Annotated in this window: 20 protein-coding genes; 8 read left to right on the top strand and 12 right to left on the bottom strand. The window is 73.0% G+C overall.

The window, feature by feature from the left end; genetic code table 11:
• Positions 1–47 precede the first annotated feature (47 nt).
• Both JOE61_RS15365 and JOE61_RS15360 read left to right on the top strand, forming a co-directional pair.
• Positions 48–554, top strand: coding sequence for an RNA polymerase sigma factor (locus JOE61_RS15365; protein ID WP_193667032.1), 507 nt, complete (start codon positions 48–50; stop codon positions 552–554).
• On the top strand, positions 547–1,935 hold the full coding sequence (locus JOE61_RS15360) for a hypothetical protein (protein WP_193667031.1): 1,389 nt from the start codon (positions 547–549) through the stop codon (positions 1,933–1,935). Before JOE61_RS15365 ends, JOE61_RS15360 begins: the two co-directional genes overlap by 8 nt.
• A gap of 115 nt (positions 1,936–2,050) precedes the next feature.
• Here the strand turns inward: JOE61_RS15360 and sucD are convergent, their stop codons facing one another.
• Together sucD and sucC are read right to left on the bottom strand one after the other, a co-directional pair.
• Positions 2,051–2,947 (bottom strand): succinate--CoA ligase subunit alpha, encoded by an 897-nt coding sequence (sucD, locus tag JOE61_RS15355; RefSeq protein ID WP_193667030.1) that lies wholly within the window; start codon positions 2,945–2,947, stop codon positions 2,051–2,053.
• 22 nt (positions 2,948–2,969) lie between these two features.
• Positions 2,970–4,130 (bottom strand): ADP-forming succinate--CoA ligase subunit beta, encoded by a 1,161-nt coding sequence (gene sucC, locus JOE61_RS15350; protein ID WP_193667029.1) that lies wholly within the window; start codon positions 4,128–4,130, stop codon positions 2,970–2,972.
• Between the two features lie 341 nt (positions 4,131–4,471).
• On the opposite strand from sucC, the gene JOE61_RS15345 reads away from it, so the two are divergent.
• The gene (locus tag JOE61_RS15345) at positions 4,472–5,587 is read left to right on the top strand and encodes a M23 family metallopeptidase (RefSeq protein WP_204797256.1); all 1,116 of its coding nucleotides are present in this window, start codon (positions 4,472–4,474) and stop codon (positions 5,585–5,587) included.
• 1,058 nt (positions 5,588–6,645) lie between these two features.
• Here JOE61_RS15345 and pcrA read toward each other — a convergent pair.
• On the bottom strand, positions 6,646–9,099 hold the full coding sequence (gene pcrA, locus JOE61_RS15340) for a DNA helicase PcrA (RefSeq protein WP_193667028.1): 2,454 nt from the start codon (positions 9,097–9,099) through the stop codon (positions 6,646–6,648).
• Positions 9,100–9,112: 13 nt separating this feature from the next.
• On the bottom strand, positions 9,113–10,330 hold the full coding sequence (locus tag JOE61_RS15335; RefSeq protein WP_193667027.1) for a GAF domain-containing protein: 1,218 nt from the start codon (positions 10,328–10,330) through the stop codon (positions 9,113–9,115).
• A 151-nt stretch (positions 10,331–10,481) separates the two neighbouring features.
• On the opposite strand from JOE61_RS15335, the gene JOE61_RS15330 reads away from it, so the two are divergent.
• Positions 10,482–12,326, top strand: a complete 1,845-nt coding sequence (locus JOE61_RS15330; RefSeq protein WP_193667026.1) for a flavin-containing monooxygenase — start codon at positions 10,482–10,484, stop codon at positions 12,324–12,326.
• Positions 12,327–12,393: 67 nt separating this feature from the next.
• Here the strand turns inward: JOE61_RS15330 and betT are convergent, their stop codons facing one another.
• The 7 genes from betT to JOE61_RS15295 all read right to left on the bottom strand — a co-directional run bounded on the left by betT (position 12,394) and on the right by JOE61_RS15295 (position 21,246).
• Positions 12,394–14,454 carry a choline BCCT transporter BetT gene (gene betT, locus JOE61_RS15325; RefSeq protein WP_193667025.1) on the bottom strand — a complete coding sequence of 687 codons (2,061 nt, stop codon included), beginning with the start codon at positions 14,452–14,454 and terminating at the stop codon, positions 12,394–12,396.
• Positions 14,451–16,199 carry a choline dehydrogenase gene (betA, locus tag JOE61_RS15320; protein ID WP_193667024.1) on the bottom strand — a complete coding sequence of 583 codons (1,749 nt, stop codon included), beginning with the start codon at positions 16,197–16,199 and terminating at the stop codon, positions 14,451–14,453. Before betA ends, betT begins: the two co-directional genes overlap by 4 nt.
• Positions 16,196–17,701 (bottom strand): aldehyde dehydrogenase family protein, encoded by a 1,506-nt coding sequence (locus JOE61_RS15315; RefSeq protein ID WP_193667023.1) that lies wholly within the window; start codon positions 17,699–17,701, stop codon positions 16,196–16,198. The genes betA and JOE61_RS15315 overlap by 4 nt, the downstream gene beginning before the upstream one ends.
• Positions 17,702–17,900: 199 nt before the next feature.
• Complete coding sequence (locus JOE61_RS15310) at positions 17,901–18,257, bottom strand: hypothetical protein (RefSeq protein WP_193667022.1); 357 nt, start codon at positions 18,255–18,257, stop codon at positions 17,901–17,903.
• 10 nt (positions 18,258–18,267) lie between these two features.
• Positions 18,268–19,296 carry an aldo/keto reductase gene (locus JOE61_RS15305; RefSeq protein ID WP_193667021.1) on the bottom strand — a complete coding sequence of 343 codons (1,029 nt, stop codon included), beginning with the start codon at positions 19,294–19,296 and terminating at the stop codon, positions 18,268–18,270.
• A 22-nt stretch (positions 19,297–19,318) separates the two neighbouring features.
• Positions 19,319–19,975 carry a LuxR C-terminal-related transcriptional regulator gene (locus JOE61_RS15300; protein WP_193667020.1) on the bottom strand — a complete coding sequence of 219 codons (657 nt, stop codon included), beginning with the start codon at positions 19,973–19,975 and terminating at the stop codon, positions 19,319–19,321.
• Positions 19,972–21,246, bottom strand: coding sequence for an ATP-binding protein (locus JOE61_RS15295; protein ID WP_193667019.1), 1,275 nt, complete (start codon positions 21,244–21,246; stop codon positions 19,972–19,974). Before JOE61_RS15295 ends, JOE61_RS15300 begins: the two co-directional genes overlap by 4 nt.
• A 122-nt stretch (positions 21,247–21,368) precedes the next feature.
• Between JOE61_RS15295 and JOE61_RS15290 the strand changes: the two genes are divergently transcribed.
• Both JOE61_RS15290 and JOE61_RS15285 read left to right on the top strand, forming a co-directional pair.
• Positions 21,369–22,529 carry a PspC domain-containing protein gene (locus JOE61_RS15290; RefSeq protein ID WP_193667018.1) on the top strand — a complete coding sequence of 387 codons (1,161 nt, stop codon included), beginning with the start codon at positions 21,369–21,371 and terminating at the stop codon, positions 22,527–22,529.
• Entirely contained in the window at positions 22,526–22,822 is a 297-nt protein-coding gene (locus JOE61_RS15285; RefSeq protein WP_193667017.1) for a hypothetical protein, read from the top strand. The genes JOE61_RS15290 and JOE61_RS15285 overlap by 4 nt, the downstream gene beginning before the upstream one ends.
• Before the next feature lie 7 nt (positions 22,823–22,829).
• Here the strand turns inward: JOE61_RS15285 and JOE61_RS15280 are convergent, their stop codons facing one another.
• Complete coding sequence (locus tag JOE61_RS15280) at positions 22,830–23,909, bottom strand: glycerophosphodiester phosphodiesterase family protein (protein ID WP_193667016.1); 1,080 nt, start codon at positions 23,907–23,909, stop codon at positions 22,830–22,832.
• A 56-nt stretch (positions 23,910–23,965) separates the two neighbouring features.
• Here JOE61_RS15280 and JOE61_RS15275 point away from each other — a divergent pair, with 56 nt between their 5' ends.
• A complete protein-coding gene (locus JOE61_RS15275; protein WP_204797255.1) occupies positions 23,966–24,541 on the top strand; it encodes a YbaK/EbsC family protein in 576 nt (191 codons plus the stop codon).
• Between the two features lie 797 nt (positions 24,542–25,338).
• Positions 25,339–25,821, top strand: coding sequence for a DUF6328 family protein (locus tag JOE61_RS15270; protein WP_193667014.1), 483 nt, complete (start codon positions 25,339–25,341; stop codon positions 25,819–25,821).
• Positions 25,822–25,856: the final 35 nt, after the last annotated feature.

Here is a 25,856-nt window from a genome sequence, read left to right as displayed (position 1 = left end):
GGCGTACTCCTGGGTGTCAGCACCATGAGGAGAATGAGGTCGAGTCGATGGACGAACGCGAGTTCGACGACTTCTACGCCGCCTCGTACCCGCGCGTCGTGGCCCAGCTCTACGCCATGATCGGCAACCGGGACGAGGCCGAGGAGTGCGTGCAGGAGGCGTTCGTGCGCGCCTGGTCGCACCGGCGCAAGCTCGAGCGCACCGAGCATCCCGAGGCCTGGGTGCGCACCACCGCGCACCGGCTCGCGGTGAGCCGGTGGCGGCGTACGCGGCTGGCGAAGCGGGCCACGGACCGCGCGGTCGGCGCCCGCACCACGACCGCCCCGCCCAGCGAGGCGCACGTGGCGCTGGTGCGGGCCCTCGAGCGGCTGCCCGAGGCCCAGCGCCACACGCTGGTGCTGCACCACATCGCCGACCTGCCCGTCCACGAGGTGGCGCGCGAGCTGGGGGTGCCCGAGGGCACCGTGAAGGCCCGGCTCTCCCGCGGGCGCGCCGCGCTGGCGGCCCTCCTCACCGACGACGACGGACTCCAGGAGGGAGCCAGCCATGCCTGAGCACGACGACCTCTTCGCCACCTTCACCCACCAGGGGATGCCCGTGGATCCGTTGCCCGCCTCCGAGGTACGCCGCCGCGGCGACCGGCTGCGCCGCCGGCGCACCGCCCTCGTGGCGCTCGGCAGCGTCGCCGCGGTCGGCGTGCTCGTGGCCACCCCGCTGGCCCTGGTGGCCGGTGGCGCCGACTCGACGCGGCCGCTCGACCCCGCCGGGCCCGGCCCGGCCACCCGGTCGGCCTCCACCGAGGGGGTCGAGTGGCGCCCCAGCGTGCCCCCTGCGTTCCCGCTGGTCGACGAGATGCCCGAGGGCGCCGAGCGCTCCCCCGACTACGAGCAGCAGGCGCCCGGGCCCTGCGGGGGCGACGGCTTCACCGCGGCGGGCGCGCTCGACACGGAGGACGCCATCTGGACCGACGCCGAGGAGGCCTCCGAGCAGCGTGCGGTCGCGGTCTACGCCGACGACGCCGACGCGACGGCCGCGATCGACGAGGTGCGCGACCAGCTGGCCGCCTGCGCGCAGCCGACCCCGCGGGGCATCTCGATCTGGGCCGTCGAGCAGGCCTCCGACCTGGGCGAGCAGTCCTACGTCTTCGTCAACAGCTGGTACTCCGACGGCGAGCAGACCGGTGACGCCCACGTGCACCAGCTGGTGCGCGTCGGCAACGCCGTGCTCTACGACACGGCCAGCTTCGGCGGCGCCGGCGACCCGGAGGTCGTCGACCTGACCGTCGAGCAGGTGCGCGAGGACTCGGCGTACGCCGTGTCGTCGATGTGCGTCTTCGCCGCCGACCCCTGCGACGAGCCGCCGGCGAAGCCGCGGCCCGTCGAGCCGGCCTCCGTCGGCGCCGAGATCCCCACGGGCTTCGCGCTCGACGCCGGCCTCGTGGTCGACGGCGACGGCGAGGCCATCGGGCCCGCACCCGACGGCGACGGGGTCGACCTGTCGGCGATGTGCTCGACGCTGCGCGACACGTGGCCCGCCGACCCGGTCGACCGGCTCGCCTACGCCCTGGCGGGCCCGGAGACGCTGCGGGTGCGCGAGCTGGCGACGTACGCCTCGGTGGCCGCCGCCGAGCAGGTGCTCGCGGGGGTGCGCGACGCCGTCGGCGCCTGCTCCTCGGTCGGCGGCACCCGCGGCGACCGGGTGACCTGGTCGGAGCTGGCTCCCGCGGACGCGCCGGCCGACTCGGTGACGTTCGCGATGACCATGAGCGACGGGGGCCTCGGCGGCACCCTCTTCCAGCTCACGCGCGTGGGCAACGCGGTGCTGGCCACCAGCTGGGGCGCGGAGTGGTCGAGCGCCACCGTCGAGGCCGGCGTCGACGACCTCACCGACGAGACGACCCCGGTGCTCGAGGCCGTGCGGGCGGCCTTCGGCTGAGCGCCGCCACCGCCCGCAGACGGCGACAGGGGAGGATCTCCGGCACCTGGTGCCGGAGATCCTCCCCTGTCGGTCGTGCTGGGTGGTGCTGGGTGGTGCTGGGTGGTGCTGGGGCTCAGAGCCCCTTGAGGATCTCGCGCATCAGGTCGGCGGTCTCGGACGGCGTCTTGCCGACCTTCACGCCGGCCGCCTCGAGGGCGTCCTTCTTGCCCTGCGCGGTGCCCGCACCGGAGGAGACGATGGCGCCGGCGTGGCCCATGGTCTTGCCCTCGGGGGCGGTGAAGCCCGCCACGTAGCCGACGACCGGCTTGGTGACGTGCTCCTTGATGTAGGCCGCGGCCCGCTCCTCGGCGTCGCCACCGATCTCGCCGATCATCACGATCGCCTTGGTCTCGGGGTCCGCCTCGAACGCCTCGAGGGCGTCGATGTGGGTGGTGCCGATGACCGGGTCTCCGCCGATGCCGATGGCGGTCGAGAAGCCGAAGTCACGCAGCTCGAACATCATCTGGTAGGTCAGCGTGCCCGACTTGGAGACCAGGCCCACGGGGCCCTTGCCGGCGATGGTGGCCGGGGTGATGCCGGCCAGCGCCTCGCCCGGCGTGATGATGCCGGGGCAGTTCGGCCCGATCATCCGGGTCTTCTTGCCGTCGAGGTAGGCGAAGACCTCGGCGGAGTCCTGCACGGGGACGCCCTCGGTGATGACCACGAGCAGGCCGATGCCGGCGTCGATGGCCTCGATGCAGGCGTCCTTGGTGAAGGCGGGGGGCACGAACGCCACGGAGACGTCGGCGCCGGTCTCGGCCATCGCCTCGGCGACGCTGGCGAAGACGGGCAGCTCGACGTCGTTGCCGTCGGCGTCCTGGTGGGTCACCGTGGTGCCGGCCTTGCGGGCGTTGACGCCGCCCACGACCTGCGTGCCGGACTTCATCATCAGGCGGGTGTGCTTGGTGCCCTCACCGCCGGTGATGCCCTGGACGATGACCTTCGAGTCCTTGTTGAGGTAGATCGACATAGTTCTAGGTTCCTCGTCCTTCTCAGGCGTTCGCCAGCTCGGCGGCCTTGTCGGCCGCGCCGTCCATCGTCTCGACCAGCGTCACCAGCGGGTGGTTCTTCTCCCCGAGGATGCGGCGGCCCTCCTCGACGTTGTTGCCGTCGAGGCGCACGACGAGGGGCTTGGTGGCCTCGTCGCCCAGGATGTCGAGCGCGCCCACGATGCCGTCGGCGACGGCGTCGCAGGAGGTGATGCCGCCGAAGACGTTGACGAAGACGCTCTTGACCTGCGGGTCGTTGAGGATCACGTCGAGGCCGTTGGCCATCACGGTCGCGGACGCGCCGCCGCCGATGTCGAGGAAGTTGGCGGGCTTGACGCCGCCGTGCTTCTCGCCGGCGTAGGCGACCACGTCGAGGGTCGACATGACCAGGCCCGCGCCGTTGCCGATGATGCCGACCTCGCCGTCGAGCTTGACGTAGTTGAGGCCCATGGCCTTGGCCTTGGCCTCGAGCGGGTCGGCGGCCTCCTTGTCCTCGAACTCGGCGTGGTCCTCGTGACGGAACTCGGCGTTCTCGTCGAGGGAGACCTTGCCGTCGAGGGCCTCGAGCTTGTCACCGGCCAGGCGGGCCAGCGGGTTGACCTCGACGAGGGTGGCGTCCTCCTCGACGAAGGTCTTCCACAGCCCGAGCACGGTCTGCACGGCCTGGTCGGTCAGCGCCTCGGGGAAGCCGGCCTCGGCGACGATCTCGCGCGCCTTCGCCTCGTCGACGCCGGTGCCCGGGTCGATGGCGATCTGCTTGACGGCGTCGGGGTTGGTCTTGGCGACCTCCTCGATCTCCACACCGCCCTCGACGGAGGCGATGCACAGGTAGCTGCGGTTCGCGCGGTCGAGCAGGAAGGAGAAGTAGTACTCCTCCTCGATGCTCGCGGCCGGCGCGATCAGCACCCGGTGGACCGTCAGGTCCTTGATCGTCATCCCCAGGATGTTCGACGCGTGCTCGAAGGCCTCGTCGGGCGTCTTGGCGAGCTTGACGCCGCCCGCCTTGCCTCGACCGCCGGCCTTGACCTGTGCCTTGACGACGACGACACCGAGCTTCTCGGCTGCCGCCCTCGCCTCCTCGGGGGTCTGGGCGACGATGCCCTCGGTCACCGGGACGTCGTGCTTGGCGAAGAGCTTCTTCGCCTGGAACTCCATCAGGTCCACTGATCCACCAGTTCTCTAGTCATGGCTAGTCATCGATTGCACTCACCGGTGCAGTCGGACACCTGCACCCTGGTCGTCTCCGCGGCACACTAGACCTCTTGCCCCGCCCGGCACGAGGTCCGGCCCCGTCGACGTGACGGACGTCATGCACCACACCGGTCCAGACCGCTTTGCCGCGCCGGGCCGGGGCCGTGACCCTGCAGGGCCCGCCTGGTTGTCCCCAGGACGACGGATCCGGTTTCGCCCGCCGTCACCGATCCGTTACAGTTCACGACCGTTGCGCCCGATCACCCTTTCGGGTCGCAGATCCCCTCATTCCGACAGATGCGGAGCTTGCACGCATGGGTCACCACCGAGCAGAGAGCCACGACTCCGGTCGCGGCCAGGCCGGGACCCTGCTGAGCGCCGAGCCCTACGTCGGACGCCGCCGCGCCGTCCTCACCGAGCCGGTCGCGCCGGTCGAGACGACCCCCGCGACGCCGTACGTCGGCCGCCGCCGCGCCGCCTCGCCGGTCGTCGACACGGCCACGACCGACACGAGCACCATCGACACCGGCACGATCGAGCGGGTCCTCGCCGACCTCGAGCCGGTCGACCACACCACGTCCTTCGAGACCGAGCAGACGATGTCGCTGCCGCTCGCGGCGCTGCGTGCCTCCGACATCCCCTCCCCCGCGCCGGCCGGCAAGCGCCGCGCCGTGCGCACCGCCCGCCCCTCCACGCTGCGCCGCCTGCCCTCGGCTCCCGTGCTGCTCGGTGTGGCCGCGCTGGCCGTCTCCGTCGGCGGGGTGCTGAGCACCACCGGCGGCGGCGACACCGAGCTGGCCGCCGCGGCCCCGGCCAAGGTCGCCCAGGCGGGCGCGCTGAGCGGCTCGCTGGGCCAGGAGAGCGTCATCCTGGGCCGCGACTCGGTCGTGACCCGCGACTCCTCGCGCGACGCCCTCGAGGACGCCGCCGGCGGCAAGCTGGCCGCCAAGGTCGAGCAGCAGGCCGAGCAGCGCAACGCCGAGCTCTCCAACCTCGCCGCCGCCGCCGAGAAGCACGCCAAGGTGCTCGAGAAGAACCTGTGGCAGCTGCCGGTCGCGGGCTACCGCCTGACCGCACGGTTCGGGGAGACCGGCCTCTGGGCGACGTACCACACCGGCCTTGACCTTGCCGCCCCCGCCGGCACCCCCCTGGTCGCCATCGCCAACGCCACGGTGACCTCCGCCGGCTACGACGGCGCGTACGGCAACAAGACCGTGCTGACCCTCGAGGACGGCACCGAGCTCTGGTACGCCCACCAGACCTCCATCTCCGTCTCGGCCGGTGAGACCGTGACTGCCGGCGAGACGATCGGCACCGTGGGCTCGACCGGCAACGTCACCGGGCCCCACCTGCACCTCGAGGTCCGCCCTGGTGGCGGTGACCCGGTGGACCCCTACGCGGCGCTCGTCGCCCGCGGCATCACCCCCTGACCCACGCTCCCGCAGGTCGAGCAGCGAGAGCCACGCCGTAGGTCGAGCAGCGAGGGCCACGCCGTTGGTCGAGCAGCGAGGGCCGAAGGCTCGAGCGACGCCGAGACCCAGTGAGTCCCTGGCGTACGGCGAATGGTCACGGACGACATCCCACGGGCCCCCTCACCTGTCGGGAACGACCACTCCGCGCCCAACGGCGTACGACACCGCGAGTCGGCCGGTTCGAACCAGCCGACTCGGCGCACACAGCCGTTGGTCGAGCAGCGAGGGCCGAAGGCTCGAGCGACGCCGAGACCCAGTGAGTCCATGGCGTACGGCGAGTGGTCACGGACGACATCCTCCGGGCCCCCTCACGTGTCGAGAATGACCACTCCGCGCCAACGGCGTACGACACCGCGAGCCGGCCGGTTCGAACCAGCCGACTCGGCGCACACAGCCGTTGGTCGAGCAGCGAGGGCCGAAGGCTCGAGCGACGCCGAGACCCCGCAACCGCACGGCGTACGGCGAGTGGTCACGGACGACATCCCCCGGGCCCCCTCACCTGTCGAAAAAGACCGCTCCGCACCAACGGCGTACGACACCGCGAGCCGGCCGGTTCGAACCAGCCGACTCGGCGCACACAGCCGTTGGTCGAGCAGCGAGGGCCGAAGGCTCGAGCGACGCCGAGACCCCGCAACCGCACGGCGTACGGCGAGTGGTCACGGACGACATCCCCCGGGCCCCCTCACCTGTCGAAAAAGACCGCTCCGCACCAACGGCGTAGGAAACCGCGAGTCGGCCGGTTCGAACCAGCCGACTCGGCGCACACAGCCGTTGGTCGAGCAGCGAGGGCCGAAGGCTCGAGCGACGCCGAGACCCAGTGAGTCCATGGCGTACGGCGAGTGGTCACGGAGGACATCCTCCGGGCCCCCTCACGTGTCGAGAATGACCACTCCGCGCCAACGGCGTACGACACCGCGAGCCGGCCGGTTCGAACCAGCCGACTCGGCGAGCGGGTCACTCACGGGGTCTCGGCGACGCTCCTCGCTGGCGCTCGTCACTGCTCGACCAACGAGGGGTCAGAGCTTCTCGACGGGGGCGTAGCGCAGCAGGAGGCGCTTGACGCCCTCGGAGCCGAAGTCGATGGAGGCGACGGACTTGTCGCCGGCACCCTCGACGGACACGACGCTGCCCATGCCGAAGGAGTCGTGCAGCACCCGGTCGCCGGGCTCGAGGCTGGGGATCTCCTTGGCGGGCTTCTTGGCCTTGGAGGCGGCGTCGGCGCGGGCTGCGGCGGAGGAGAAGTTGCGGCGGCCGGCGGCGGTGGGTGCGCCGGTGCTGCCGCGCTGTCCCCCGCCCCACGAGCCGCTGACGTCGGGGCGCGACCAGCGGGTCTGCGCGGCCTCGGTGCGCTCCCAGTCGATCAGGTCGACCGGCAGCTCGTCGATGAAGCGCGAGGGCGGGTTGTGCGAGGGCGCGCCCCACGCCGAGCGGACCAGGGCCCGCGACAGGTGCAGCCGCTCGCGGGCGCGGGTGATGCCGACGTACGCGAGCCGGCGCTCCTCCTCGAGCTCGCTCTGGTCGCCCAGGGCGCGCGAGTGCGGGAAGACGCCGTCCTCGAGGCCGGTCAGGAAGACGACGGGGAACTCCAGGCCCTTGGCGGTGTGCAGGGTCATCAGGGTGACCACGCCGGTGCTGTCGGGGTCGTCGTCGGGGATCTGGTCGGCGTCGGCGACCAGCGCGACCCGTTCGAGGAAGTCGCCGAGACCCACGGCCACGACCCCCTCCTCGATGTCGGCCGGGTCGACCGACGGCCCGGGCTGGGGGTCCTCGGCGAACTCGCGGGCCACGGCGACGAGCTCGGCGAGGTTCTCGAGCCGGGTGGCGTCCTGCGGGTCGTCGGAGTCCTCCAGCGCGGTCAGGTAGCCCGAGCGGGCCAGCACCGACTCCAGCACCACATCGGGGCGCTCCCCCGCGTCGACCATCGACTGCAGCTCCTCGACCATGTCGACGAAGCCGCGGATCTGGGTCAGCGAACGGGTCGCCAGCCCCGGCGCGTGCTCGGCGCGACGCAGCGCCTCCCAGAACGTCAGGCCCTCCCCCTCGGCCAGGGCGTTGACGCAGGCCACGGCACGGTCGCCAATGCCGCGCTTGGGGGTGTTGAGGATGCGGCGCAGCGAGACCTGGTCGGCCGGGTTGGCCAGCATCCGCAGGTAGGCCAGGGCGTCACGCACCTCGCGGCGCTCGTAGAAGCGCACCCCGCCCACGACCTTGTAGGGCTGGCCGGTGCGCATGAACACCTCCTCCAGCACCCGCGACTGGGCGTTGGTGCGGTAGAAGACCGCCACGTCGCCCGCGCGCACACCGGCGTCGGTGAGCTTGTCGATGCGCTCGGAGATGAAGCGCGCCTCGTCGTGCTCGTCGTCGGCGACGTAGCCCACGATCCGCTCGCCCTCGCCGGCATCGGACCACAGCCGCTTGGGCTTGCGCCCGCGGTTGTTGCCGATCACGGCGTTGGCGGCGGTGAGGATCGTCTGGGTGGAGCGGTAGTTCTGCTCGAGCAGCACCGAGCTCGCGTCGGGGAAGTCCTGCTCGAAGTCGAGGATGTTGCGGATGTTGGCACCGCGGAAGGCGTAGATCGACTGGTCGGCGTCGCCGACGACCATCAGCTCGGCGGGCTCGACCCGCTCGGGAGCACCGCCACCGGCCAGCGGCTCCTCGAGCTGCTCGGCGCACAGCTGGTGGATCAGCGCGTACTGCGCGTGGTTGGTGTCCTGGTACTCGTCGACCAGCACGTGGCGGAAGCGGCGCCGGTAGGTCTCGCGCACGTCGGGGAAGGTCTGGAAGAGCCGCACCGTCGACATGATCAGGTCGTCGAAGTCGAGCGCGTTGGCCTCGCGCAGGCGGCGCTGGTAGAGCGCGTAGACCGACGCGTAGGTCTCCTCGAGCTTGTTGCGGGTCTCGGCGGCGACCTGCTCGGGGTCGCGCAGCTCGTTCTTCTGGTCAGAGACCCAGTGCAGCAGCGCGCCCGGCTGGTAGCGCTTGGGGTCGAGGTCGAGGTCGTTGCACACCAGCGACATCAGCCGCTTCTGGTCCGCGGCGTCGTAGATCGAGAAGTTCGACTTCCAGCCCAGCTTGTCGGCCTCCTTGCGCAGGATGCGCACGCAGGCGGAGTGGAAGGTCGAGACCCACATGATGCGGGCACGGCGGCCCACGAGGTCCTCGACGCGCTCCTTCATCTCGGCCGCGGCCTTGTTGGTGAAGGTGATGGCCAGCACCGAGCCGGGGTGCGCGCCGCGCTCGGAGATCAGCCAGGCGATGCGCCGGGTCAGCACCCGGGTCTTGCCCGAGCCGGCGCCGGCGACGACCAGCAGAGGGGCGCCCTCGTGCACCACGGCGGCGCGCTGGGGCTCGTTGAGCCCCTCCAGCAGCTGCTCGCGCGACGGGCCGCGGCGGGGGGTGCGGATCTCGGGTGCGGGCGCGGCGAACCCGAAGAGGTCGAGGGCGGGGTCGGAACCAGACGACGTACTCATGCTGGGTCCCACCCTACGAGCGAGCACCCCCGCCCTCGCAGTCCTCACCCGGCTCGACGAGCAGCCGCACCCCGGGGGCCAGCCGGTAGGGGCCGGTGAGCACCAGGGCACCCACCACGCGTCGCAGCCGCGAGACCTCGGCGCGCACCGTGACCTGGTGCTCGGCGTCGCCGTAGAGGACTCCGCTCAGCGCCGGTGCAGTGGTCCCCTGGGCGCCGGCGCGCGCCAGCGCGACCAGCAGGTCGGCGTGGCGCGGCGTGAGGACGGTGCGCCACCCGGCTCCCGCGCCACCGACCTCGAGCAGCGGGCGCCGTCCACGGACCAGGCGCGCCTCCAGACGGCGTACGTCGCCGCCGGGGCGCACCAGCCAGCCGTCACCGAGCCGCTCGGGCAGGCAGATGCCCAGCCCGGGCACCGCCACCGGGCGGTCGGCGCGGGGTGCCTCGATGCGGTCGCGCCCGCCCATGCCGGCGTGGTGGGCCACCCAGCCGTCTTCGTCGACCACCAGGAACGGCCCGGGCTCGCCCTGCAGGAGCGGAGCGCTGCTGCGACGCAGGCGCTCGAGGTCGTCGTGGTGACGCCGCCACAGGCGGCTCTCCCCCAGCTTCACCGCGGTCTCCACGAGCGCGCCGATGGCGGGGTGCAGGGTCAGAGCCGGGCCGCTGACGTCGACGACGCCGAGCAGCGCGCCGGTGCGCGGGTCGTGGACGGGCGCGGCCGTGCAGTACCAGGGGTGCTGCTGGGGCTCGAAGTGCTCTGCGGAGAAGAGCTGCACCGGTGCGTCCTCGGCCAGCGCCGTGCCGATCGCGTTGGTGCCGACGGCGGCCTCGGTCCACAGCGCCCCTTCGCTGAAGCCCAGCGAGTCGGCGCGCCGCCGCACTCCGGCCGCACCCTCGCGCCACAGGATCACGCCGTCGGCGTCGGTGACGACGATCAGGAAGTGCGAGGCGTCGGCGATGCTCCCGAGCACGGCACGCAGCTCGTCGACGACCAGGGCCAACCGGCTGCTGCGGCGCCGCCGCTCGACCTCGGCGAACGGCAGCGGGCTGCGAGCGTTCCGGCCGGCCGGGTCGAGGCCGGCATCGAGGACCCGCCGCCAGGACCGGGCCACCAGTGGCCGTGGCCGCTGCGGAGGGCGACCCCCGCCGATCACGGCGTCGTGGATGCGCAGCAGCTCGCGGGCCCGCACCCCGAGGTCCGTCCCCGGGGCGATCGCCTCGAAGCCCGACATGGCGTCAGCCTAGGTCGCGGACGTGACGCGCACCACAGCGCGCAGTCGGTCGCGGCCGTGCAACACGCTGCAACGGTGGCGTCACCGGACCCGGGAGGAGTGTGGTGGAGGTCACAGTCCGCCACAGCGGCGGCGGCACGGAAGGACGACGATGACGCAGACCCTGGAGCACCCCACCGGCACGCCCGGCCCGGGCCCCGCCCCGGCCGACCGGCGCGCGCGAGCCTGGTTCGCCGCGTTCGAGGACGCCCTGACCCAGCGCGACACCCACCGCGCCGCGGGCATGTTCGCGGCCACCAGCTTCTGGCGCGACCTGGTCGCGTTCACCTGGAACATCACCACCGTCGAGGACCCTGCCGGCGTCGAGGACCTGCTGGAGTCGACGGTGGCCGGCGTCGACCCGAGCCGCTTCGAGCTGGCCGAGCCCGCCGAGGAGGCAGACGGCGTGGTGACCGCCTGGTTCACCTTCGAGACCGCCGTGGGCCGGGGCCGCGGTCTCGCCCGGCTGCGTGAGGAGGACGGCCAGGACCGTGCCTGGACGTTCCTGACCGCCCTGCACGAGCTCAAGGGCCACGAGGAGCCGCGGGGCACCCGTCGCGCCATGGGAGCCGAGCACGGAGCGGACCCCGACCGCACCACCTGGCTCGAGGCTCGCCGAGCCGAGGACGAGGCGATGGGCACGACGCTGCAGCCCTACGTGCTCGTCGTCGGCGGCGGCCAGGGCGGCATCGCGCTGGGCGCGCGGCTGCGCCAGCTGGGTGTGCCGGCCCTGGTGATCGACAAGCACGAGCGCCCCGGCGACCAGTGGCGCCACCGCTACAAGTCGCTGTGCCTGCACGACCCGGTCTGGTACGACCACCTGCCCTACCTGAAGTTCCCCGACAACTGGCCGGTCTTCGCCCCCAAGGACAAGATCGGCGACTGGCTGGAGATGTACACCCGGGTGATGGAGGTGCCGTACTGGTCCTCCACCACGGCCACCTCCGCGTCGTACGACGAGCAGGCCGGCGGGTGGAGCGTCGAGATCGAGCGCGACGGCAGCCCGGTCACGCTGCGGCCCACGCACCTGGTGATGGCCACCGGCATGTCCGGCAAGCCCAACGTCCCCGTGGTCCCGGGCCAGGACGTCTTCCGCGGCGAGCAGCACCACTCCTCGGCGCACCCCGGCCCCGACGCGTACGCCGGCAAGCGGTGCGTGGTGATCGGCTCCAACAACTCGGCCTTCGACATCTGCGGCGCGCTGTGGGAGCACGGTGCCGACGTCACCATGGTGCAACGCTCCTCGACCCACATCGTCAAGAGCGCCAGCCTGATGGAGCACGGGCTGGGCGACCTCTACTCCGAGCGGGCCCTGGAGGCCGGGATGACCACGGAGAAGGCCGACCTGGTCTTCGCCTCGCTGCCCTACCGGATCATGCACGAGTTCCAGATCCCGGCCTACGAGAAGATGGCCGAGGTCGACGCCGACTTCTACGAGCGGCTCGAGAAGGCCGGCTTCCGGCACGACTGGGGCGACGACGGCTCGGGCCTGTTCATGAAGTACCTGCGCCGCGGCTCGGGCTACTACATCGACGTGGGCTCGGCCGAGCTGGTCGCCGACGGCGAGGTGAAGCTGGCGCACGGCCAGGTCGACCACCTCACCGAGGACACCGTGGTGCTCGAGGACGGCACCGAGCTGCCGGCCGACCTGGTGGTCTACGCCACCGGCTACGGCTCGATGAACGGCTGGGCCGCCGATCTGATCAGCCAGGAGGTCGCCGACCGGGTCGGCAAGGTGTGGGGGCTGGGCTCCGACACCACGAAGGACCCCGGCCCGTGGGAGGGCGAGCAGCGCAACATGTGGAAGCCCACGCAGCAGCCGCACCTGTGGTTCCACGGCGGCAACCTGCACCAGTCACGGCACTACTCGCTCTACCTGGCCCTGCAGCTCAAGGCCCGGCATGCCGGGCTCGACACCCCGACCTACCACCTGCAGGAGGTGCACCACCTCTGCTGATCGGCCCGGCACCGTCGCCCCCGGACCCGAGGTCCGGGGGCGACGGTGCGCGAGGCCGTCGCGGCGGCTACAGACCGGCGCCGTCGGCACGGCGCAGGAACTCCAGGTGCCGCTCGTACTGGTCGAGCACGTCGTCGATGAGCTGGGTCTGGGTGTAGCCCATCACGTCGTAGTCCTGGCCACCGTCGCGCAGGTGCACCTCGAGCCGGCAGTAGACCTCGTTGCCGCGCGGCGCCCAGCCGCCGTACGCCGGGATCGGCACCGTGCGCCGCTGCACCTTGTAGTGGAACGCCAGCTCGGCGCCCACGTCGGCGACCAGCTCGATCGCGCCCTCGCCGTGCTCGTCGACGACCGAGACCACCTCGGCGCCCACGCCCTGCTCGCGCAGCTCCCCGGCGACCTCCTCGAGGGCCGGCACCACCACCGAGGAGACGAACTCCTCGACGCGCTCGCCGCTCGGGAAGGTCATCACCCTGCGCATCCGGGCCTGCCAGGGCACGTGGCGACGCGGGTCGGGGGCGGTGGTGCGGCTCGACAGCGCGCCCGGCAGGGCCGAGCGCCGGCTGTCGACCATGTGGCCCTCGACGGCCAGGGCCCGGTAGAGCCCCCACATGACCACGATCATCACGAACGCGAAGGGCAGCCCGACGATGACGGTGGCGTACTGCAGGGCGTAGATGTTGCCCGCGGCCAGGATGGCCAGCGTGAGCGCGCCGGTCACGACCGCCCAGAAGACCCGCAGGCCCGAGGTGGCGTCGTCGTTGACGGTGCGCAGCCGCGAGGTCAGGTTGCCCATCACCAGGGCGCCCGAGTCGGCCGAGGTCACGTAGAAGAGCAGCCCGACGAGGATCGCCAGCGAGGCGACCACCGGGAAGGCGGGGTACTCCTGCAGCAGCGACCACAGGCCCTCCGAGGGGTCGACGGCCTCGGCCGCCGCCTCGGCGAAGTCGGTGTTGCCGCTGCGGATCTCGCCGATCGCGGCGTTGCCGAAGATCGCCACCCACATCAGGATGTAGCTGAACGGGATGATCATGGTGCCGGCCACGAACTCCTTGATGGTGCGACCGCGCGAGATCCGGGCCAGGAAGAGCCCGACGAAGGCGGCCCAGGCGATCCACCAGGCCCAGAAGAAGAGCGTCCAGAAGCTCATCCAGTCGCCGGTGTCCTCGTAGGCGAAGGTCTGCATCGTCATGTCGGGGAAGAGCCGGACGTAGTCGCCCACGTTGAGCACCAGCGCGTTGAGCAGGTACGCCGTGCGGCCGGTGACCAGCACGTAGACCGCGAGCAGGATCGCCAGCATGACGTTGAGCTGGGAGATCCGCTTGATGCCCTTCTCGATGCCGCTGACGGCCGAGACGGTGGCGATCGCGACCGCCAGCACGATCAGGGCGCTCTGGGTGGCCAGGCCCTGCGGCACGCCGAAGACCACGTCGAGGCCGACGTTGAGGCTGACCACGCCGATGCCCAGGGAGGTCGCGACACCGAAGATGGTGCCGATCACCGCGGCGGTGTCGACGGCGTGCCCGATCGGCCCGTCGACCTTCTTGCCGATCAGCGGGAACAGCGCCGAGCGCACCGCCAGCGGCAGGTGCATCCGGTAGGCGAAGTAGGCCAGGGCCATGCCCATCAGCGCGTACATGCCCCACCCGGAGATGCCGTAGTGGAACAGCGTCCACACGGTCGCCTCGCGGGCCGCGGTCACGGTGCTGCCCTCGATGGAGGGCGGGGTGAGGTACTGGGTGACCGGCTCGTAGACGGCGAAGAACATCAGGTCGGTGCCGATGCCGGCGGCGAAGAGCATCGCGGCCCACGCCCCGGTGGAGAACTCCGGCTTGGAGTGCTCGGGGCCCAGCCGCACGGAGCCGTAGCGCGACAGCCCGAGGTAGATGACGAAGACCAGCACCGCGGTGGTCAAGGCGATGTAGAACCAGCCGAACCACGTCGAGACCCAGGCCACGACGCTCTCGAGGGTGCTCAGCGCGTGGTCGGGCGTCGCGACGCACCACACGGTCACCGCGAGCGCGACGACGGCCGAGGGCACGAAGACCGGCAGGTTGATGCGGGCCGCGGGCTCGCCCGGCGGGACGGGGTCGAGCTGTCCGGCGGGGCCGGCGGTGTCGGTGCTCATCGCTGGCCCCCCATGGTCCCGGCGGGCTGGCTGCTGCCCTTGACGGTGCCGGGCGCCGCGTCGTTGCGCGGGTCGCCCTCGGGGTAGAGCGGCATGCCCGCCCCGTGCTTGTAGTAGGGCACCTCGAGCGGGGCCAGCGGCTCGTTGCCGGCGATCAGGTCGGCGGCCTTCTCGGCGAGCATCATCACCGGGGCGTAGATGTTGCCGTTGGTCACGAAGGGCATCACCGAGGCGTCGACGACGCGCAGGCCCTCGACGCCGTGCACCCGCATCGTGGCCGGGTCGACGACCGACATGTCGTCGGTGCCCATCTTGGCGGTGCACGAGGGGTGCAGCGCGGTCTCGGCGTCCTCGGCGACCCAGTCGAGGATCTCCTGGTCGGTGCTGACCGAGGGTCCGGGCGAGATCTCGCCCGCGGAGAACGCCGCGAAGGCCGGCTGCTCGAGGATGTGCCGCGCCGCGCGCACCATCTCGATCCACTCCTGGCGGTCGCGCTCGGTGGAGAGGTAGTTGAACTTCAGCGCCGGGTGCTCCATCGGGTCGCGGCTGCGGATGCGCAGGCTGCCCCGCACGTCGGAGTACATCGGCCCGATGTGCACCTGGTAGCCGTGCTCGGCGGCCGGCTGCGAGCCGTCGTACCGGATCGCGATCGGCAGGAAGTGGAACATCAGGTTGGGGTAGGCCACCTCGTCGTTGCTGCGGATGAAGCCGCCGGCCTCGAAGTGGTTGGAGGCGCCGACACCCTTGCGGCCGAAGAGCCACTCGGCGCCGATGCGCGGCTTGTGGCGGTGCTTGAGCCACGGCGCGATCGAGACGGGCTGCTTGGCGGCGTGCTGGATGTAGACCTCGAGGTGGTCCTGCATGTTCTCGCCCACCCCGGGCAGGTCGGCGAGCACGTCGATGCCCAGCGAGCGCAGGTGGTCGGCGGGGCCGATGCCGCTCAGCTGCAGCAGCTGCGGGGAGTTGATCGCGCCACCGCACAGGATCACCTCGCCGGCCTCGACGCTGCGCTTGAGCCGGCCGCCGCGCACGTAGTCGACGCCGGTGACCCGGTTGCCCTGGGTGCGCAGCCCGGTGACCATGGCCAGGGTCTGCACGTCGAGGTTCTTGCGGTTCATCACCGGGTGCAGGTAGGCCTGGCTGGCGCTCAGGCGCCGCCCGCGGTGCACGTTGCGGTCGAACTTGGCGAAGCCCTCCTGCCGGTAGCCGTTGACGTCGTCGGTCAGCGGGTGCCCGGCCTGCTGCACGGCCTCGAAGAACGCGCCGAAGAGGGGTGAGCTGGCCGGGCCGCGCTCGAGCACCAGCGGGCCGGAGCCGCCGCGCCAGGCGTCGGCGCCGGCGGTGCAGGTCTCCATCCGCTTGAAGTAGGGCAGGCAGTGGGCGTAGTCCCACTCCTGCATCCCGGCCTCGGCGGCCCAGCGCTCGTAGTCGGAGGGGTTGCCGCGCTGGAAGATCATCCCGTTGATCGACGAGGACCCGCCGAGCACCTTGCCGCGGGCGTGGTAGACCTTCCGCCCGCCCATGTGCGGCTCGGGCTCCGACTCGTACTTCCAGTCGTAGAGCCGGTTGCCGATCGGGTAGGGCAGCGCGGCCGGCATGTGGATGAACGGGTCGAGCAAGGTGTCGTTGCGGCCGGCCTCGAGCACCAGCACGCTGGTGGCGGGGTCGGCGGAGAGGCGGTTGGCCAGGGCGGAGCCCGCCGAGCCACCGCCGACGATGACGTAGTCGTACCTCTTGCTGCTCACGCCTGGTCCTCTCCGTGGTCCGGGAACCAGCCGGCGCGAGCCGGCCGGGTGTTGTGCCAGATGTGCTTGGTCTCGCGGTACTCCTCGAGCCCGGCGATGCCGAGCTCGCGCCCGGTGCCGCTCTGCTTGTAGCCGCCCCACTCGGCCTGGGCGACGTAGGGGTGGTAGTCGTTGATCCAGATGGTGCCGTGGCGCAGCCGGCCGGCGACCCGTTCGGCGCGACCGGCGTCGCTGGTCCACACCGCGCCGGCCAGGCCGTAGACGGTGTCGTTGGCGATCGAGACGGCCGCCTCCTCGCGGGCGTCGGCGTCGGCACCGGTGAAGCGCTCCACGGTCAGCACCGGCCCGAAGCTCTCCTCCTGCACGCACGACATGTCGGCGGAGCAGTCGTCGAGGATGGTGGGCAGGTAGTAGAACCCCTCCTCGTACGCCGCCCCCTCGGGCCGGGCGCCGCCGACGCGCAGCGTGGCGCCCTCGGCGAGGCCGGCCGCCACGTAGGCCTCGACCTTCTCGCGGTGGGCGGCGCTGATCAGCGGGCCGGTCTCGGCGTCGTCGTCGAAGGGCCCACCGAGGCGGATCAGCCCGGCGCGGCGCACCAGCTCGTCGACGACCCGGTCGTGGACGGTGTCCTCGACCACCAGCCGGGCGCCGGCCGAGCAGACCTGCCCGGAGTCGAGGAAGATCGCGGTGAGGGCGTTGTCGATGGCCGCGTCGAGGTCGGCGTCGGCGAAGACGATGTTGGGGTTCTTGCCGCCGAGCTCGAGCGCGACCTTCTTGACCGTCGGCGCGGCCGAGGCCATGATCCGGCGCCCGGTGACGACGCCGCCGGTGAAGGAGACCAGGTCGACCTCGGGGGCCTCGGTCAGGGTCGGCCCGACCCGGTCGCCCGCACCGAGCACCAGGTTGGCCACGCCGTCGGGCAGGCCGACGTCGCTCAGCGCCCGCACCAGCCAGATCGCGGTCGAGGGGGTCAGCTCGCTGGGCTTGAGCACGAACGTGTTGCCCGCGGCCAGGCAGGGCGCGACCTTCCACGACGTCTGCAGCAGCGGGTAGTTCCACGGCGTGATGAGCGAGCAGACGCCGATCGGCTCGTGCACGACCCGGCTGACCACGTCGGGCATGCCGGTGTCGACGACGCGTCCGGCCTCGGCCTGGGCCAGGGAGGCGAAGTGGCGGAAGACCGAGACGATGTCGTCGACGTCGATCTGCGACTCGACGAAGCGCTTGCCGGTGTCGAGCGACTCCAAACGCGCGACCTCGTCCTTGTCGGTCTCGAGCCGGTCGGCCAGGCGGTGCAGCAGCGCGGCCCGCTCGGGCGCGGGAGTACGGGGCCAGGGGCCGTTGTCGAAGGCGCTGCGGGCGGCGACGACCGCCGCGACCGCGTCCTTCTCCCCGCCCTCGGAGACGGTCACCACGTGGCGGCCGTCGGCGGGGCAGTGGATGTCGCGGGTGGCGCCGTCAGCGGCGTCGCACCAGGTTCCGTCGATGAACAGGTCGGGCACGGCACTCCTCGGGGGTTCGGCGCCTCAGGGGATCTCAGCAGTGACCTCAGGTCGAACCGATCCCACCCGTGGCACGTCGAGCCGCCGACGCCGGGGAGCGGGGGCGCCCCACAGAAGGGTCCCGAGGTCTTTGAACCTGCCGGACCCTACGAGCCCCGACCTCACCCCAACAGGTGGGGCAGGCCGCGGGGCCGACCCCTCACACGTGGGCGGAGGACCAGAAGACCGCGACGGCCACGTTGAGCACGCTGAGCCCCAGCACACCGGCCCACAGCGCCTGCGAGACCTGCTCCTTGCGCACGTTGGCCATCACCAGCCCGAGCACCGCGAGGCCGACGACGAGCTTGACCGCGATCTTGGCGTGGTCGACGTCGGCGTCGCCGGCCTCGAGCACGCCGACGAGCGCCAGGCCCGCGACGAAGGCGGTGCCGGCGCCGTCGCGCATGGCGGCGTTGACGCGCTTGGGGCCGGGGCCGGCCTGGGCCAGGGCGCCACCGATGAGGGCGGCGAAGCCCAGGACGTGCACGAACAGCAGGATCAGGCGAAGGGTGTCCACGCCGGTGATCCTAGGCGTCGCCCAGGGTGCGTGAGCGCTGGTCCTGCCCCAGCTCGCCGTAGGGGTAGTCGGCCGCGTGCAGGTCGCTGGCGCGGTCGAGCAGCGCGGTGGCGTCGTCGTCGAGCACGACGTCGATCGAGGCCAGGTTGGCGCGCAGCTGCTCGGTGGTGCGCGCGCCGAGGATCGTCGAGCTGACGCCGGGGCGCTCGCGCAGCCAGGCCAGCGCCACCTGCGACGGCGAGGCGCCCGCCTGGTCGGCCACGCGGCGTACGGCGTCGACGATGGTCCAGGTGCGCTCGGTGCCGCGGCGCTCCCACGCCTCCATGCCGCGACCGGGGTCCTCCCCCAGCCGGGTAGCGCCGGTGGGCCGCTCGTCGCGGGTGTACTTGCCGGTGAGCCAGCCGCCCGCCAGCGGCCCCCACGGCAGCATCCCCATGCCGGCGTCGAGCACGGCGGGCACGATCTCCCACTCGACCTCGCGGGCCACGAGGTTGTACTGCGGCTGCAGGGTGACCGGCTCGGCCAGGCCCAGGCGCCGCGCGGTGTGCACGGCCTTGGTCAGCTGCCACCCGGTGAAGTTGGAGAGGCCGTAGTAGCGGATGCGACCCGAGCGCACGAACCCGTCGAGGGTGCGCAGGGTCTCCTCGAGCGGCGTGAACGGGTCCCAGGCGTGGACCTGGTAGAGGTCGACCGCCTCGACCCCGAGCCGGCGCAGCGAGGCGTCGAGGGCCCGGGTCAGGTGACGCGCGGAGGATCCGCCTCCCTGCGGGTCGGCGCCCATGGGGAAGCGCGCCTTGGTGGCCAGCATGACCCGGTCGGTGACGTCGGCCGGCCGGTCGGCCAGCCAGCGGCCGATGATCTCCTCGGAGGTGCCGGCGGTGTAGACGTCGGCGGTGTCGACGAGCGTGCCGCCGGCCTCGAGGAAGACGTCGAGCTGCTCGTGGGAGCCGGCCTCGTCGGTCTCGGCGCCGAAGGTCATCGTGCCGAGGCAGAGGCGGGAGACGGCGCAGCCGCTGTGTCCGAGAGTCGTGAATCGCATGGGGCCGATCCTCCCCCACCCCTCAAAGCAGGCGACGGTCGGAGGCCCACCGGGTCAGCTCGTGGCGCGAGGAGAGCTGCAGCTTGCGCAGCACGCTCGACATGTGGGTCTCGACGGTCTTGACGGAGATGAAGAGCTCACCGGCGACCTCGCGGTAGGAGTACCCGCGCGCGATCAGGCGCATCACCTCGCGCTCGCGCTCGGTGAGCCGGTCGAGGTCCTCGTCGACCTCGGCGACCGCGAACGTGCCGGCGAAGGCGTCGAGGACGAAGCCGGCCAGGCGCGGCGAGAAGACCGCGTCGCCGTCGGCCACGCGGCGTACGGCGTCGACGAGCTCGGGGCCGGTGATGGTCTTGGTGACGTAGCCCCGGGCGCCGCCGCGGATGGTGCCGATGACGTCCTCGGCGGCGTCGCTGACCGAGAGCGCGAGGTAGCGGGTCGTGCCGGTGCGGTCGCGGCGCATCACCTCGACCCCGCCGCCGCCGGGCAGGTGCACGTCGAGGAGCACCACGTCGGGGGCGTGCTCGGCGACCGCCCGCACCGCCTCGTCGACGTCGGCGGCCTCGGCGACCACCTCGACGACACCGGCCCCGACCGCGGCGAGCTCGGCGCGCACGCCCGAGCGGAACATCGCGTGGTCGTCGACGACCACGACGCTGGTCGGGCGGGGTGTGCTCACTGGTCCTCCTGGGGCGGGCGGGCTGGGCGGGGCAGTCGCAGGCGCACCTCGGTGCCGGCGCCGAGCGCGGTGCGCACCTCGGCGGTACCGCCGTGGCGGCGCAGCCGGTCGAGGATGCTGCGGCGCACGCCGTAGCGGTCTGCCGGCACGGCCTCGAGGTCGAAGCCGCGCCCGCGGTCGCGGACGAAGACCTCGACGGCCTCGTCGTCGATTTCGGCGTAGACGTCGATGCGGGGCACCCCGGCGTGCCGCGCGGCGTTGGTCAGGGCCTCGCCGGCTGCCGCCACGACCGGGCGCAGGGCCTCCTCGAGCGGGGCGTCGCCGACCGCGACCACGTCGACGGCCACGCCGTGGGTGTCCTCGACGGCCGCGGCCGCGGCACGCAGCGCGCTGGCCACGCTGCTCTCGTCGACCGCCTCCTCGCTGTAGAGCCAGGCACGCAGGTCGCGCTCCTGGCTGCGGGCCAGCCGGGCGACGGTGGGCCCGTCGTCGGCGGAGCGCTGGATGAGCGCGAGCGTCTGCAGCACCGAGTCGTGCAGGTGGGCGGCGACGTCGGCACGCTCCTGGCTGCGCACCCGCTCCTCGCGCTCGGCGGTCAGGTCGGAGGCCAGCCGGTAGAACCACGGGCCGACGACGACGGCGATGCCCGCCACCCCGACCAGGGTGGCCAGCACCAGGTCGCCGGCGGCCGCGGCGCCGCCGTCGCGCAGGAACACCAGCCCGAGGGCGGTGACCACGAGCAGCGCACCCGCCCCGACCCGCGCGTACGACGCCCAGCCGCCCGCGCCGAAGACGACCCGCACCGGGTCGATGCGTCCGGTGGTGTCGAGCCAGCGCTCGCGCTGGGCCTCGTCGGCCTGGCGCCACAGCAGCGCGACCCCGGCCAGGCCGAGGGCCACCGGCCAGAACACCACGCCCTGCCCGAGCACGGCCTCGACCGCGAGCAGCAGCCCGAGGGCGAGCGCGCCGAGCGCGACCACCTGGCCGACGTCGCCGAGCCGGCGGGCGCGCCGGGGCCGGCGCCCGTCGCGGGTGGCGCCCTCGAGCCCGGGGGCGCTGCGCTCGAAGCCCGCGTCGGTGGGCAGCACCAGCCAGAGCCCGGCGTAGAGCACGATGCCCAGGCCGCCGGCCGCGGCGGCGAGGAGGAACCCCAGGCGCACCCAGAGCACCGGCAGGCCCAGGTGGCGGGCCAGTCCACCGGCCACACCGCCGAGCACCGGGTCGTGGGCGTCGCGGTAGGCGGTGCGCGGCTGGAGGTGGGGGCTGGTCATCAGGGCTCCATCGTCGCACCGCCCACGGGCCCGGGCCATGAGGAGGATCCCCGGGATCTCCTCGGCGAGGACCAGGGTGTTCCCCGATGGTGGCGACGCGCGGCCCGGGCCAGGCTGGAGCCATGACCACCACACCACCCGAGGCCCCCCACGGCCCGGACCCCCGCGAGGCTCCCGACGACCAGGGCCCGCGCGTCAGCGCCGCCGAGGTCCGCGACCTGTCCCGGCTGCGCCGCTCCTCGACCGACCGTCACGTCGCCGGCGTCGCCGGCGGCCTGGGCCGCCACCTCGACGTCGACCCGGTGATCCTGCGGGTCGCCTTCGTGGTGCTCGCCTTCTTCGGCGGCGCCGGCCTGCTGCTCTACGCCGCCGGGTGGCTCTTCGTGCCCCGCGACGACACCGGCGAGGCGACGATCGCCCTCGACGCCAGGAACCGCAACGTGGTGCTCGTGCTGGTCGGCGTCGTGGCCGCCCTGGCGCTGCTCGGCGACGTGGCCGGCGGCGACTGGTGGTTCCCGTGGCCGCTGGTGCTGCTCGGCCTGTTCGTCGCCTGGCTGCTCTCGCGCCGCGACGACCGCCGCGCAGCCTCCCAGGCAGCGCCCGTGGCGCCGGCCGGCCCGCTGCCCCCGGGCGCCGCCGGGCCCGCCGCTCCCCCGGTGCAGCCGCGGCCGCGCTCCCCGCGCCGCCGCGGACCACGGCTCTTCCTCTTCACCGTCGCGCTGGTGGCGCTGGCGATGGGCCTGCTCGGCACGGTCGACCTGGCCGGTGCGCCGGTCGCCGCCGCGGCCTACCCGGCGCTGGCGCTGGCCCTGGTGGGTGCGGTGCTGGTCGTCGGAGCCTTCTTCGGCCGCGCCGGCGGACTCATCCTGGTCGGGCTGCTCCTGCTGCCCGTGCTGGGCGTGGCCGCGGCCGCCGACCACTACGAGGGCGAGGACGTGCTGCGGGTGCCGACCTCGGCCGCCGCGCTCGGCGAGGGCTACCGCCTCGACGCCGGCGAGATGGTCATCGACCTGACCTCGGTGGCCGACCTCGACGAGCTCGACGGGCGCACCCTGACCCTCGAGGTCGACCTCGGACGCGTCGAGGTCCTGGTGCCCGAGGGCCTGGAGGTGCTCGCCGACGCCCGCGTCTCCGGCCCCGGGCACATCGACCTCTTCGGCGACGAGAGCGGCGGCATCGACACCGCGCTGCGACGCACCAGCCCCGACCGGGACGCCGACGCGCCCCGCCTGCTGATCGACGCCGAGGTCGGCGTCGGCGAGATCAAGATGAGGACCCCGTGAGCGAGCACGAGAACGAGACGACCGAGCAGACGATGCCAACGATGGTGGAGCCGCCCATGGAGCCGGCTGAGCAGGGCTTCTGGGCCGAGGGCCGCCACCCCGTCAACGTGGGTCAGCTGGTGATGGGCCTGGCCTTCCTCGGCCTGGCCGCGATCTGGGCCGTGCTGGCCGCCGACGCCCTCGACGGCGACGCCCTGCGCTGGCTGCTGCCGGTGCCGTGGCTGGTCGCCGGCGCGGCCGGGCTGCTGGCCACCACCCTCGGGGCCGCACGGCGCCGCGGTGCGGGCCGCTGAGCCACGCTCAGGCGTGCTGCCCGGCGGCGCGCACGCTGCTGCTCGCGCCGCCGCCCGCGTGGGCGTCGCGGGCGGCCACGACGACGTCGGGGTGATCGGTGATCAGCCCGTCGACGCCCAGGTCGAGCAGCAGCGAGGCGTAGCCGGCGAGGTCGCCGTGCGCCTCCTGGCTTCGGAAAGGCGCCGGCAGGTACGCCGCCTCCGCCCGCAGCGTCCACACGTGCACGGTCAGCCACTCGCGGTGGGCGTCGCGCACCAGGTCGGAGGCGACCATGCGACCGGCCACGTCGCGGACGACCAGGCTGTGCCGCGCGCCCACGCCGTCGGCGTACCGCTCGATGGCCGCGAGGCCGGCCGGGGAGGCCAGGTCGGCGAAGGTGCGCGGGTCGCCCAGGGCGGCCAGGTCGGCCGGTCGCCGGTCGAGCTCGCCGAGCAGCTGCACCAGCGGCACCCGCAGCAGCGGGGCCAGCGCCTGCAGCACGGTCGGCTCGAAGGACATCACAGTGACACGGGAGCGGGCGTGGTCGAGGCCGTGGCGGCGCAGGTCGGCGACCAGCGGCTCGACCAAGGACAGACCCTCGGCGGCCGACCAGGCCGGGTCCTTGAGCTCCACCATCACGCCGATGCTGCGCCCCCGGGCGGCCGACTGCTCGGCGACCATGCCCAGCACCTCGTCGAAGGTCGGCACCGGGTGCAGCCCGTCGTGGGCGGCCGAGCCGGGCCGCAGCTCGGCGAGGCGCTCACGCGCGCGCAGGCGGCGTACCTGCTCGAGGCTCAGGTCGCCGGCGAACCAGCCGGTGACCTCGGCGCCGCCCACGACCTTGGTGGTGCGCAGGTGGGCGAGCTCGGGGTGCTCGGCGACGTCGGTGGTGTGCGAGAGCTCGGGCTCGTGGCGGGCCAGGAGCACCCCGTCGCGGGTGCTGACCAGGTCGAGCTCGATGTCGTCGGCGCCCAGGTCGATGGCCGCGCGGTAGGCCGCGAGCGTGTGCTCGGGCAGGTAGCCGCTGGCGCCGCGGTGGGCGACGACGGCCGGGGTGACGGCCAGGGACGACGTACGACGGAGCGGACGGTGCTGCTGCGTGGTCACGACCTCCAGGTTGCGTGGGGGTGGGGTCGGCGCGGCGACGCGCAGGTGAACGGCGGGTGAGGCCTGGACGGCAGGATGGACACATGAGCCTCCCGACCCTCGGCGCCCTGCAGCCGCTGCCCGTCCGTGAGCACCTCGACCTGCTGGCCGCCCCCGTGGCCGCCGCGCTCGCCGGCTGGGCGCACGTCGACGAGGTCGCGGTCACCGCGATCGACCCGGCCCTGGCCGACACCGCGGCCCTCTCGGAGGCCTACGACCTCCCGATGACCACGGGCGCCAACTGCGTGGTCGTCTCGGGGAAGCGGGCCGGTGAGGAGCGGGTCGCGGCCTGCGTGGTGCGCGCCGACACCCGCGCCGACGTCAACGGCTTCGTCAAGCGCACCCTCGACGTGCGCAAGTGCTCGTTCCTGCCGATGGAGCGCGCCACCGAGGAGAGCGGCATGGAGCACGGCGGGATCACCCCCGCCGGCCTGCCCGCGGCCTGGCGGGTGCTGGTCGACGCCCGCGTCGCCGACATCGAGGTCGCCGTCCTCGGCTCCGGCCTGCGCCGCTCCAAGCTGCTCGTGCCCGGCCACCTCGTCGCCGCCCTCCCCGGCGCCGAGCAGGTCGACGACCTCGCCCTCACCCCCTAGCCCGCGGCTGTCGCGCATCGAGGGCCCCGCCGTAGGTCGAGCAGCGAGGGCGCCACCGCCGTTGGTCGAGCACGAGGGCCGAGGGCTCGAGCGACGCCGAGACCCAGTGCCCCCATGGCGTACGGCGCGTGGGTCGCTCACCGGGTCTCGGCGACGCTCCTCGCTGGCGCTCGTCACTGCTCGACCAACGGTGGCCACCGCCGTTGGTCGAGCAGCGAGGGCCGAAGGCTCGAACGACGCCGAGACCCAGTGCCCCCATGGCGTACGGCGCGTGGGTCGCTCACCGGGCCTCGGCGACGCTCCTCGCTGGCGCTCGTCACTGCTCGACCAACGGTGGCCACCGCTGCAGTGGTCACGAACGACAAGCACTGAGCCCCCTGCAGCGTCGTCTGTGACCACTCCACACGCCGCGAGCACCCGTTGGTCGAGCAGCGAGGGCCGAAGGCTCGAGCGACGCCGAGACCCAGTGACCACACGGCGTACGGCGAGCACGCCACTCACCCGGCCTCGGCGACGCTCCTCGCTGGCGCTCGTCACTGCTCGACCAACGGTGGCCACCGCTGCAGTGGTCACGAACGACAAGCACTGAGCCCCCGCCAGCGTCGTCTGTGACCACTCCACACGCCGCAAGCACCCGTTGGTCGAGCAGCGAGGGCCGAAGGCTCGAGCGACGCCGAGACCCAGTGACCACAGGGCGTACGGCGAGCACGTCGGTCACCCGGCCTCGGCGACGCTCCTCGCTGGCGCTCGTCACTGCTCGACCAACGGGGGCGATGGCAATTCGGTAAATTGCCGTCATGGCGAGCAGGGACGCACAGGGGTCGGGGCGCGAGGAGACGGTCGACGAGCAGGCGGACCGCAAGTGGAACGACCTGCTGCAGGAGCTGCGCGTGATGCAGACCGGCACCCAGCTGATCGCCGGGTTCCTGCTGACGCTGCCGTTCCAGAGCAAGTTCGACGAGCTCGACACCTACCAGCGCACCCTCTACCTGGTGATCGTGCTGGTCGCGCTGCTGACGACCGCGCTGGTGGTGACGCCGATCGCGGTGCACCGCCGGATCTCGGGGCGCCACGTCAAGCAGCGGCTGGTGCGGGTGGCCGAGCTCTTCGTGGCCGGCGTGCTCACGGGCATCGGCCTGCTGCTCGTCGGGATCAGCATGTTCGTCTTCGACGTCGTGCTGGGCCGCGCGGCCGGCATCGTGGTCGGGGTGCCCCTGCTGGTGGTGGTGCTGCTCCTGCTCGTCGGCGTGCCGGAGCGGATGCTGCGACACTCGTCCTGAGAGGGCTCCTCACCCGCAGGCCGAAATGGATTCGC

The organism is Nocardioides salarius, from assembly GCF_016907435.1.
In the GTDB taxonomy this organism is placed as follows: Bacteria; Actinomycetota; Actinomycetes; order Propionibacteriales; family Nocardioidaceae; genus Nocardioides; species Nocardioides salarius.
This window is presented reverse-complemented; position numbering and strand designations above follow the sequence as displayed.